Source organism: Micromonospora sp. NRRL B-16802 (genome assembly GCF_001279555.1).
GTDB classification, from domain to species: Bacteria; Actinomycetota; Actinomycetes; order Mycobacteriales; family Micromonosporaceae; genus Micromonospora; species Micromonospora profundi.
The window spans coordinates 163702-175236 of the sequence record NZ_LGEB01000013.1 but is presented as its reverse complement, the minus strand read 5'-3'; the positions used below and the strand labels follow the sequence as shown (position 1 = coordinate 175236).

8 protein-coding genes and 1 pseudogene are annotated in these 11535 nt (G+C 71.5%); 2 read left to right on the top strand and 7 right to left on the bottom strand.

The features are described from left to right. Nucleotides 1-142 precede the first annotated feature (142 nt). Together ADK66_RS04825 and ADK66_RS04820 are read left to right on the top strand one after the other, a co-directional pair. Nucleotides 143-1009, top strand: a complete 867-nt coding sequence (locus ADK66_RS04825) for an alpha/beta fold hydrolase (protein ID WP_231639902.1) — start codon at nt 143-145, stop codon at nt 1007-1009. Nucleotides 1010-1047: 38 nt separating this feature from the next. Next, complete coding sequence (locus tag ADK66_RS04820) at nt 1048-2139, top strand: hypothetical protein (protein ID WP_157552220.1); 1092 nt, start codon at nt 1048-1050, stop codon at nt 2137-2139. A 3-nt stretch (nt 2140-2142) separates the two neighbouring features. On the opposite strand, the gene ADK66_RS04815 is transcribed toward ADK66_RS04820, so the two are convergent. From ADK66_RS04815 to ADK66_RS04785, 7 genes and pseudogenes are all read right to left on the bottom strand, one after another. After that, complete coding sequence (locus ADK66_RS04815) at nt 2143-2421, bottom strand: YbaB/EbfC family nucleoid-associated protein (RefSeq protein ID WP_053652662.1); 279 nt, start codon at nt 2419-2421, stop codon at nt 2143-2145. 20 nt (nt 2422-2441) lie between these two features. After that, nucleotides 2442-3659: pseudogene (locus tag ADK66_RS04810) on the bottom strand (ATPase); the annotation flags it as partial. Nucleotides 3660-3696: 37 nt separating this feature from the next. Then, nucleotides 3697-4770 (bottom strand): hypothetical protein, encoded by a 1074-nt coding sequence (locus ADK66_RS04805; RefSeq protein ID WP_053652660.1) that lies wholly within the window; start codon nt 4768-4770, stop codon nt 3697-3699. 11 nt (nt 4771-4781) lie between these two features. Continuing rightward, on the bottom strand, nt 4782-5396 hold the full coding sequence (locus ADK66_RS04800; RefSeq protein WP_053652659.1) for a response regulator transcription factor: 615 nt from the start codon (nt 5394-5396) through the stop codon (nt 4782-4784). 352 nt (nt 5397-5748) lie between these two features. Further along, complete coding sequence (locus tag ADK66_RS04795) at nt 5749-6975, bottom strand: CapA family protein (protein ID WP_053652678.1); 1227 nt, start codon at nt 6973-6975, stop codon at nt 5749-5751. 132 nt (nt 6976-7107) lie between these two features. Beyond that, nucleotides 7108-8352: a cytochrome P450 gene (locus ADK66_RS04790; RefSeq protein WP_053652658.1), complete on the bottom strand. Its 1245-nt coding sequence runs from the start codon at nt 8350-8352 to the stop codon at nt 7108-7110. An 81-nt stretch (nt 8353-8433) separates the two neighbouring features. Then, the gene (locus ADK66_RS04785; RefSeq protein ID WP_053652657.1) at nt 8434-11337 is read right to left on the bottom strand and encodes a BTAD domain-containing putative transcriptional regulator; all 2904 of its coding nucleotides are present in this window, start codon (nt 11335-11337) and stop codon (nt 8434-8436) included. Nucleotides 11338-11535: the final 198 nt, after the last annotated feature.

Below are 11535 nucleotides of genomic sequence, written 5' to 3'. Positions count from 1 at the left end.
CCACCACCTCCCAGACCAGAAACGATGGGAGACAGCCTGCCCGACACATCCTCAGAACCAACGGATTACACGATCAACGTTCAAAGACGAGGCACTAGCAATGCCCAGCTGGCGCGACACCCTGATGACGCCCGTCCGATTCATGACGGTGAAGACACTGCGTACGACATTCGGCATGCTCGAACGTCTCGCCCCGACAATCGGCGCGGCGCTGGCCGAGCGCCTGTGGAGCACCGTCCCTCAGGGGCCGGTCCGGCCGGCCGATCCGCCTGGTCACCGTTTCGAGATCCTGGTGAACGGCCACTCGGTGTCCGCCCAGAGCTGGGGCGACGGACCGGCGGTGTACTTGATGCACGGTTGGGGCGGCTGGAGCGGTCAGCTGGACGTATTCGTACCCCCGCTCGTCGGTGCCGGCTTCAAGGTGGTCGCCCTCGATGCGCCGAGTCATGGCGCGTCGGGGCCCGGAGTCCTCGGGCGCCGACGGGCGCTGCAGTCCGAGTTCGGCGACGCGCTCACCGCAGCCGTCCGGGCGCTGGGACCCGCGTACGCGATCGTCGGGCATTCGGCCGGTTCAGCCGCGACGGCCGTGGCGGTGCTCGACGGCCTGCCCACCGAGCGTCTGGTACTCGTCGCCCCGGTGGCGGATCCACGGACCTACACCCGACAATTCGCACACCTGATGGGCTTCCGCGACCGCGTTCACGATGGCCTGGTACGGCGGCTCGAGGAGCGGTCGGGTCGCCAAATGTCGCACTTCGACCTTGTTGCCCGGGCGACGGGCCGGACCGACCTGCCGCCCCTGCTTGTCGTGCACGACAGGAAGGACAAGGAGGTCCGGTACAGCGATGGAGAGGCGATCAGCGGCGCGTGGCCCCGTGCGGAGCTAAGGACCACCTCGGGGCTGGGCCACCGGCGCATCCTCCGCGATCCCGCCACGGTGACGGCTGTCGTGGACTACCTGTCCAAGGCGCCGGTCACCAACACCGCTGTTGCCGAGAGTGTCTCGTAACCCGCTGGCGGTCCGGCGCGCTGATTGAACGGGACGGGTTGCGGTACGTCGTCCCCAAGGGGATGCACCTCTACCGCACCACGGACCGGACGGAGCAGATCGTCGTGACCGACGTTGCCGGCAGCCTGCCGCTACACCTTCATGAGCTGCTGCTGCGGGTCGCCGGCTGGGCGTCCGACGCGGTTCTCACCACGGCGCGTGACCACCTCGCCGAGGGGCGGCTCGCGGAGGCGGCCGGCGCGGTGCTGACGGCCGCCGGCCGTGACCGGATGCCGATGAGCGAGTCGGACCTCGAGCTACTGGCCGCGCTCGTCCCCGATGAGCGCACCACGATGTGGCCCGAAGCCGCGCCTCCGGGCGCCACCCCCGAGGCCGACTTCGCGCCACAGCTGGCCGGGTCGGCGGGCACCGCGCCGCTGGTGCTCGACCTGACCGGCGACGCGGACCGGCTGGACGGACCGGACCGGGCCGCGGTCGCCGCCGTACGCGAGGTTGCCGGCGGGGTCGCGCTCTGGCGAACCTGGCGCCGGGCTTCCCCCGGACCGGACCTGGACCGTCCAGTTCGCGTCTACCTGCTGTTGGCCGGCGGCGACCCGGGCGGCCTGCCGGTCGCCTGCGCAAGGGTGCAGCGTGCCCTCGCCGACGCCGGCATCGATCATCCGCAGGTGGAGGCGTTCCACCACCGGACGGCCCTGCCGCCCTACCAACGGCTGGCCCGCGGCCGCTCCGCGCTGCTCTGGGCCGCCACCGAAGCCCAGCCCATCACGGTCGCCCGGGTCTTCGACGCCTACCACCCCGCGACCGGCGGGCAGTTCTCCGCCGACCGCCCGGCCCTGTCGCACGGCGACACGTTGCAGCGGACACTGCACTACCTGGACAGCGGCGCCGTGCTGCTCGCCACCGAGGCACGGGAGGCCGACCCGTTCGACGAGGACGCCGGCCCGGTGGTGCCGCTGAGCTTCCGCACCGACGGGTCGTGGATCTGGACGGACGCGGTGTCGTACTTTCTGCGTACCTATGCTCTCAGCCCCGATGACGCGCTGCTGGCGCACATCCGTACGCGCGAGTACCGGGTCCCCGAGGTGGACCCGGTCGCCGAACATCGCGCTCTCGCCGCCCTGCTGACCTGAACGTCAGGTGGCCGACGCCTTCTCCACCGCCGCCGCCATGATGGTGTCCAAGACAAGCTGGCGGCCGGACTCGAAGGCCGCGCGGAGCGCCTCCGAGAAGGCCGCCTCCAATGCTGTCACCTCGCTGAGATGCAGCGCCCGGGGGTCGACGCGCACGGCACGCACGTCGCCGAGTCCGCCGACCACGATGGTGACCAGGCCGTCCGCGGACCGGCCGGTGGCCGTCGCACCGGCCAGCCGCTCCTCGAGTTCTGCCGCGTTCTGGTCGAGTTGGGGTTGCATGATGTTCTCCTTCGTGGGGGTCAGCCGACCGCCGACAGGCCACCGAACATCGAGGCCGGAGCGGATCCGGTGAGGTCGGCCAAGGCCAGCGTCCGAGACGCGGCGGTGCGGGTCAGGGCGTACGAAAACTGGTGAGCAGCGCGGACCGTCGGCTCGGGCAGGTTCGCCGCCAGGTCGACGATGGCTGCCCGCACATCCTCGGGGACGAGGTGCCCGCGGCGCAGCAGGTGTCGCACCGCGATCTCGCCGAGTTCCGGTGCGGAGTAGAACGGAACGGTCCACTCCCGAGCGAACGCTTCCGCGATGCTCGGCACCGCGGAACGCAGAACGGCCACGTCGGCGGGCTCCCCGACCAGCACGACAACCGGGCCGCCCGAATCCGCCCGGATCTGCTCGACGAGCGCGCCGACGACTTCGACACCCTGGTCATCACCGGCGACCTCGACAACAAGAATCCCGCCCGCCGCGTCCTGCAACGCCGCCCGGACCAGAGCCCCGGACTGCCCGCCCCACTGCGGCGCGAGCTCGTCGCGGGTGGACACCCGGACCTGGTGGCCGACCGGAACCAGGTTCAGCTCCGACAGGGCCATCGCGTAGAGACGGGCGAATTCGGTGCGTCCGGTGCCCGGCCGACCGGCGATGACGACGTTGCCGACCCGGCCGTACGCCCGGCGGCGGCCGTGCAGCTCACAGAGCTCCAAGACGGTGTCAGCGACGGCCTCCCGGACGGACGGGGCGCCGACCAGACCGGCGATACGCGCCCACGAACTGGAGGCCGCCACGGCTCCGCGCGGGTCGGTGGCGGCGTCCGGCTGCGCCGTCTGCTCGACCGGCAGCTCGGCGAGGGTGGCGAGCTCCGGCTCGACGTCGGCGGCGGTAAGCCGGTTGAGCTGGGTCTCCGTGGACGCCGGCGCGGCGGCCAGGCGGGACGCCTGGTTGTTGATCATGGCCTCGAAGAGCTTGCGCGCCACCCGGCCGTTGCCGAACGTCGCGTTCTTCGGGATGCGTTCGAAGTACGTGGTGAGTGCTTCCACCGCGTCGTCGGTCAGCTCGTAGTAGTGCTTCCCGCACAGATTTGAGGTGATGGTGACCAGTTCCTCGACGGAATAGTTCGGGAACTCGACGGTGCGCGTGAAGCGGGAAGCCAGACCGGGGTTCGAGGCAAGAAACTGCTCCATCAACTCGGAGTACCCGGCGACGATGGCGACCAGCTCGTCACGGTGGTCTTCCATCATCTTGTGCGGACGGTGAGCGTGGTCGTCACTGCGGATCCCTTCATGTCGTGACCGATCGGACCCGGTTGACCGTCACCGACCAGCGGGCGCGGATCACCTCGCCGATCAGCACCGGCACTGCCCGGTGCCGGGTCCGTGCCGCCAGCCCGCGGGCCGCGGCGAGCTGTGCACCACGCAGGCCGCCGCAGACGATCACGACGGGCCCGGGGAGCTGGTCGACGACTGCCGAAGCCGACGCGAAGTCCGCTGTCGCCGTGGTGCCGGTGGGTGCGTCGCCGCCCAGTACGTCGCCGACCACGACCACCGTCACGCCGGCCCGGCTCACCTGCTCGACCAGGTCGATCGCCTGCGGCCGAGCCAGCGCCGGCCTGCCGGTGATCGTGAGGACGTCCGGCACGGCGGCCAGGTCCAGCACCAGGAGCCGTCCCGTACGGCGGCCGAACACGACCGGCAGTTGCGCTTCCGGCGGAGGGTCGCCCTCCATCACCCAGCGGTACGGGATCGCCCTCGTCTCCTGGTCCGCGCCGAGCAGCCGTACGTCGAGCCGATAGCCCGGCTCCGCCGTCAGCGACTCGAGGACCGTGGTGAAGTTGACGGGCCCGGCCGGTGGCGTCTCCGGGGCCACCGCGACGGGCGGAGCCGCCGGTGCGGTGCGGCGGGAGCGGCGGAACAGACCCACTGCGACCACCACGGCCGCCACGCCGGTGGCCGGGAGCAGATAGGCGAGGGCGCCGCCGCGGCCGGTCGAAGCGTTCGCCGCGCCGCGATCGGGCATCGGCGGGACACCGATCCGCACTCCTGGACCTCGGGCGTCCGGCGGCAGTTTCAGGATCCAGCCGGGCCGCAGCGGTGTCAGCGCATCGGTGAGCCGGCCGCCGTCCGGCTGGGGCCGGTCCCGGTTGAGGGCGAGAATCTCGGGGTAGCGATTTCCGTCGCCGAGGGTATGCATGGCGATCTCGTACAGATATTCACGCTGGCCGTCCCGTGGCTCACCCACGACCCAGTAGTGGACCGGCGCCGGGCTGGCCGGTTCCCCGGACGCGGGCATCAGCGCGACGCCCTGCCCGAACAGCAGGGCAATACCGAGCACGACCAGGAGCCGGACCAGCCTCATTCGTCGAAGCCTCAGATCAGCCCGGCGCGCACCGCGTACGCGACCGCATGCGACCGGTTGCGAAGCTTGTGCCGGTCCATGACGCCGTAGATGACCGACTTCACCGTCCGGACGGAGTACCGCATCTCTTCGGCGATCTCCGCGGTGTCCAGCCCGTCGGCCATCAGGCGCAGCACCTCGATCTCGCGCGAGGTCAGCCCGGACAGGGTCAGGCCGTTGGGCAGCAGCACCTCCTGCTGCATCTGCCGGAAGTGTGCGAGCAGTCTGCCGATGAGTTGCGGTGGCATGATCCCACCGCCGGCTGCGACCGCCAGGACGCTGCGCACGAGCCGGTCGCGGTCCACCGATGCTCGGGGCAGGATGGCTACCACCCGGCACTCCACCGCGGTGATCAACTGCGACTCGTCGATGTCCGGGATCACCAACACCACCGGCCGGTCGGCGGTCGCGGCCATCAGGCGGAGCGTCGTGACCACTTCGGCGGTGAAGCGCTCGGCCTGCACGACGATCACGTCGCAGTCCCCCGCGGTCACCACCACGATGTCAGGATGCGTGGCAAGATGGCTGGACAGTCCCGCTCCCACCAGCGCATCGGCCGCCTGCACCAGAACGCGCGTCTCGGCCACGACAACCTCTCCCGACGGTGGATGCCCGGCGCACCCCTCACCTGTGCTGACGCAGAGAGGATCGCGTTCTTCAGATGGCTCTCGAAATTCGGTCAGCCGGGAACCCATCGAGGGCCACTACCGCAGGCTGAGTCGCTTGCACCGACCAGCACTCTTCAGGCGTGAAACCGCCCGCGGGCCGATAGCCCGCGCGACACAGGAAGGCGCCCTCCCGTCCAGGTCCCCCAACCAAGCCCGGTTCCCCAGCCGACCGGACTCCCCAACCCGGTAGAGGACGGGAGGGCACCGGTTGCGTCCGATCGGAGCGATCAGAGGCAGCCACATAGGTACGACGTGCGGCGGCGCGGCTGGTTCAAGCGAAGACGTCGACTTCTTTACCCGTCGACCGGGTTGTCCCGTCCGGGGGCAGGAGCTGGACGCAGCCCGGTGGCAGCCCAGAGTCCGCCTCGGGTGTGCCGAATCTGACCCGTAGGCCCTGGCTCGTGCAGCATTCCTTCAGGTAGTCGAGGACTCGGCGTCCTTCGTCGCTGTCGGGTGCCACGGCGATGGGTTCGTTGGCCTGGTTGATGACGGCCGGCGCGAAGCCCACGGCGCCCACGCCATCTCGACCGGCACGGACTATGGCTACGCCGGTGAGCCGGCCGTCGGGATGGAACGGCAGCAGCGGATAGCCGGCGCGATGACCGAGCCGGTAGCTGCCCGAATACCGGTCCAACCCGGCGTCGTCGGCCGGCCCGATCGGGGGAATGGCGTCACCGTCTGCGGCTATCCGCTTCTCGATGTCGGGCAGGTCGAACAGGTGGTGCCCGAGGCCGTACCAGATCGGCTTGCCTCGATAGAACTCCATGCCGCGCCACATGTGGTGGTGGTGCCCGAGCACGACATCGGCGCCGGCGTCGATCACGAGCCGCCCGATCCGCCGCTCGTGGTCCCGCAGCACGAACGGCTTGTACATGTCGCCCCAGTGCACGCTCACCACGACCACGTCGGCCCGTTCGCGGGTGGCCGTGATGTCGTCGATCAGGGCCTCGGCGTCCTCGGGGACCTCCTCGGTGGTGATGCTCGGCGCGGCGCCCGGGTCCCAGAGATTGTCGGTCGGCGGGTTGTAGTGGGTGTAGGAGCGGATCGGAGCCAGCCCCGGCACCGATCCCCGCGCCTCGTAGCCGTAGGGGAATACGCTGGCGTAGGCGAGGAAGCCGACCCGGATCCCGTCCCGTTCGACGATGGCCGGGCTGCGCGCCTCGGCGATGTCACCGCCGGCCCCCACAGTTGCTATGCCCAGGCCGTTGAGCACTCGGATGGTGTCCCGCAGACCCCTGTGGCCGCCGTCGCCGATGTGGTTGTTGGCCAGGGACAGCACATCGAATCCGGCCCGCGCCAGCGGGTCCGCGTTGGCGGCAGGTGCTACCACCGGCGGTCCCGAGCTGGGCGCGCGATCCCAGTCGTCGCTGAACACCCCTTCGCAATTGCCGAACAGGATGTCGCCCCGTCGCAGATATCGGGCACCGTCGCGGTACGCCTGTTCAGGATCCGGACGGTCGATGAATACGTCACCGACCGCGAAGAGGGAGATGCTCATGTCCGGGTGCTCCTTGCCGTGCGGGAGGGTACGCACCATACGACGTACCAGCCTTCCGCCGGTTCATCCGATCGCGGCACTCGCAGCACCCGACCATCTCCCGGGACCGGTGGCGGGCGGCCGCCGGGACCGTCAGCGGAGCCGGACCGGGAGGCTGCGCGGGCCGCGCATGATCCCCGCCGGGATCCACGGCACCTCGTCGAGCGGTACGGCCGGGCGCAGCTCGGGGAACCGCCGAAGCAGGGAGGCGATCGCGATGCGGGCCTCGAGCCGGGCGAGCGGCGCACCCAGGCAGTGATGGATGCCGTAGCCGAACGCCAGGTGCCGGGCGCCCTCCCGGGCCACGTCCAGGACATCCGGGTCGCCACCGTCCCGCTGGACGATGTCACGGCTCGCCGAGCCGAGCATGACCACCACGACGTCGCCCCGGCGGATCCGGGTGCCGCCGAGATCGAGGTCCTCCGCGGCGTAACGCATGGTGGTCTGCTCCACCGAGGGGTCGAACCGCAGGAACTCCTCCACCGCCCCGGGCATGAGCTCCGGCCGGGCGCGCAGCAGGTCGGCCTGGTCCGGCCGGCGGAGGAGGCTGACCATGATGGTGCCGAGCAGGTTGACCGTGGTCTCGTGGCCCGCGACCACGAGCAGTACGGCCGTGCCGAGGAGTTCCTCGTCCGACAGCGCCTCGTCGCCCCGGAGCCGCGCCTCGACCAGCGCGCTGAGCAGGTCGTCGCCCCGTTCGGCGCGCCGTCGTTCGAGGTCGGGACTCGGCTCGGTGAGGCGCAGCTGGATCTGGTCGCTCATGTATCGGTTGAGGCTGAGCGCGCCGGCCCGCTGCGCGTCGGAAGGCGGGCTCAGCGCCGCGGCGGTCCACTCCCGGAAGTGGTGACGGTCGTGTTCCGGCACGCCCAGCAACTCACTGATCACGGCGATCGGTAGCGGCGCGTTGTACGCCTCGACCAGGTCCACCTCGTCCCCCATCGCGTCGAGCAGCTCGTCGGCGATCTGCTGGATGCGCGGGGCGAGCTGCTGGGTACGCGCGGGGCTGAACGCGCCGGCCACCAGCCGCCGCAGCCGCGTGTGCGCGGGCGGGTCCGACTCCAGCATGTTGCCGCCCAGGCCGACTCCGGGCCGGTTGGTGGTGAAGCCGACGGCGGCGAGCGCTTCCTCGGCCGGGGACGCGTCCTTGCGCAGCGCTGGATGCGTCAGCGCCCGCCGGGCCTCCTGCTCACTGAGCACCATCCAGGCCTGTAACCCGCTCGGGAGCTGGGCGCGGTGCACCGGGCCGAGCGCCCGCAGCTCGGCCAGCCGGCGGGGCGAGTGGGTCTTGAACTCGGGCGTGAAGGTCAGCACCGGCGTGGATGTCACGTCACCCGACATGGGGTCTCCTTCGATCAGGCGGGGTCGTCCGTCATCGGGCTGACGGGACGCGGCCGCCGGAATTCGCCGCCGTGGCGGGTGTCACACGAGCCGATCCGCGCTCGAGATGCTGCGACGGCTGCCGCTGCCGCAGACCGCGGACGTCGATGCAAAACTGGCGCGGCTGCTCCCGCTCGACCCCCCGCCGGCCCGCGCCGCGGACAGCAGTTCGTCGATGGGCGAGAGCAACCACCCGCCGGAGCCCAGCTCGACGTAGATCCGCCGCGCCTCCTGCCAGGCCCGGATCGCCTCGAGCGGCCGGCCGGCCCGCAGATAGAGGTCACCGAGCGCGCGTTCGTTGTTCGCGACGTCCCACTCGTTGCGCGCCTCGCCGAGCCGGCGGCGGGCCCGGTGGCGCCACTCGATGGCCTCGTCGAGGCGGCCCATGTCTTCCAGGGCCTTGCCGATCATCATGGCGCAGACACCGACGCCGTTGGGGTTGTCGATCTCCGTGAAGATGCCCGACGCCCGGTGGAGTCGCTCGACAGCCTCCTGTGCGTCGCCCGCACGGGCGAAGCAGTCGCCGATCCCGCGGAGCGTCATTGCCTGGCCGTGCCGATCACCCTCACGCGCGAAGAACTCCCACGCGAGCTCGTAGTAGCGCAGGGCATTGGCGGTCGATCCGTGGGTGAGCCAGGCATAGGCCAGATTGCAGAGGACGAACGCCCGCTCGAACGGCTTGCCGAGCTCGTCGAAGATCGCCAGGGCGCGCTCGAAGTGGTTGATCGCCGACGAGCCGCGTCCCTGCAACACCTTCGCCCCGGCGATCATACGGTGCATGTGCGCCAAGCCCTCGCGGTCGTGGCAGGAGCGCGCCGTGCGCAGCGCGGACGCGGCCACGATCTCCAGCGCCCGGAACATCCCCGAGCGCTGATAGAACGGCAACATGCTCTCCACGATCCGCCACGCCGGGAAGTCCGCGACCGGGTTCTCCGCCACGACCGCCTCCAGCACGGCTCGCTCGGTGGCGAACCACGTCATCGCCTCGGCGATGCCGGTGATCGGCTCGGGCGTGACCCCGTCCCGCGGATCCGGCGGCCGGGAGTGCAGTTGCGGCATCAGCAGGCAACCGGCCACGTACGCCGTCTGCCGCAGGTGGTCCAGCAACCGGGCGAGGGCGGCCTGACGCTCCGCCGCGCCGTCGACCTGCTCGCCCAGCTCAACGGCGTACAGATGGATCAGGTCGTGGAAGACGTACCGGCGCGCCTGGTGGCGGATCAGCAGCCGGGTCCGGGTCAGCTCCTCGATCAGCGCCTGCGCCTCCCGCGGCGGAACACCGGCGAGGGCGGCCGCGGTCGCGGGGCCGAAGCTCGGGCCGGGGTGCAGCGCCAGCAGCCGGAACAGGCGCGCCGCCGGCTCGGTCAGCATGCGGTACGACCAGGAGAACACACTGCGCACGTCGCTGCGGGGGTCATCACCGTCGAAGACATCCAGCGACCGGGCGTCGCGCAGCTCCCGTGCGATCTCGCCGAGCCGCCAGTCGGGGTACGCCGCCGCCCGCGCGGCCACGACCGCGATCGCCAGCGGCAGGCGGCCGCAACCCTCGATGATCTCGTCCAGGGCGGCGGGATCGTCGGCGTCACGGCCGGCCCCCAGCCGGGTGCGCAGCCCGGCGCGCGATTCGTCCAGAGTGGGCAGTTCCAGCGCCAGCCGGTGGGCGCCCTGGTGCACCACCAGGCCGGTGAGCGGGTTGCGGCTGGTCACGACGACGAAGCAGCCGGGTGCGGTCGGCAGGAGCGGACGGACCTGCTCGGCGTCCCGCGCGTTGTCGAGGATCACGAGCATCCGGCGGCCGGCCGTCAGCGTCCGGTAGAGCGCGGCCTGCGCCTCCACCGTTGCCGGAATCTCCGCGCGAGGGCCCGCGAGCGCGCTGAGGAAGTAGGTCAGCGCCTGCTCGGTGTCCACCGCTTCCTTGGCGTCGTAGCCCTGTAGGTCGATGAAGAGCCGGCCGTCCGGGAAGCTCTCCGCGACGGTGTGCGCCCAGTGCACCACCAGGCTGGTCTTGCCGATGCCGGGCAGGCCGTCGACGGCCACCATGACCGGGCCGGCCGGCGCCCGGCAGGCGGCTGAGAGCACGTCGGACAACCAGCCGATCTCGCGTTCCCGCCCGCTGAAGAACCGGGTGCTCAACGGCACCTGGGCCGGAGGCGTGCGGGAAACCGGCTCTTGCGGGGTTGCCGGCCCGGCTGTCGCCTGTTGCTGGCGGAGCACCTGATCGTAGGCCGCCCGCAGCTCCGCGCCGGGAGTCACGCCCAGCTGCCCAGAGAGACCGAGCCGCACCTTCTCGAAGGCCGTGACCGCCTCCGCCTGCTTGCCGTCCGCCGCGAGCACCAGCAGCAGCCGCGCCTGCAACGCCTCGTCGAACGGATGCCGGTCGGCGATCGGCCGCAGGAGCGGCACCAGCTCGGTCACCCGCCCACCGGCCAGGGCGACGTCCGCGGCCGCGCACGCGGTGGCGGACCTCTCGTGGTCGAGCGCCACGAACTCGGGCAACAACGCCGGCCCGGGATCCAGGCCCGCGGCGCAGTGCCCGTGCCACGTACGCAACGCGGCGAGGTAGTGGGCCCCGGCGGCGTCCCGGTCACCGGCCCGGGCGGCCTGCCGGGCCGCGTCGGCCCGCGCGCGGAACCGCATCACATCCGAGGACTCCGCGTCCACGTGCAGGCGGTAGTCGCCGCCCCGCCCGTCCACCCACCGGCCGGGCGCGCGCGGCGCGAGGCCGGGCTCCAGGATCCGCCGCAGCGCCCCGATGTGGCGGTGGACGATGTTCACGGCCCGGGCAGGCGGGTCCTCGTCCCACAGCAGCGCCACGAAATCCGCGACCGCGACCGGGCGGCCCGCGCGCACCAGCAACAGGGCCAGCATGAGGCGGAGCTGCCGGGGCCGAAGGTCGAGCTCTTCCGTCGCGCGCCAGGCGCGGACCGGTCCGAGCACGGCGAAGCGCACCCTCGCTCCTCACTGCCGACCGACGGGTGATCCTGCCCGAGAGTACCGTCGGCGCGGGTTGAACCCCGGAACCGGATCGTTGGACGGTGGTGTGGAACACGCATCGAACGATCCCGGCCACGTCCGGATGACGCGGGCGTCCACTTCCGTGTTCCCCAGGACCCGGACGCTTGCCTGCCACCGTGCGGGTGCGGGTGA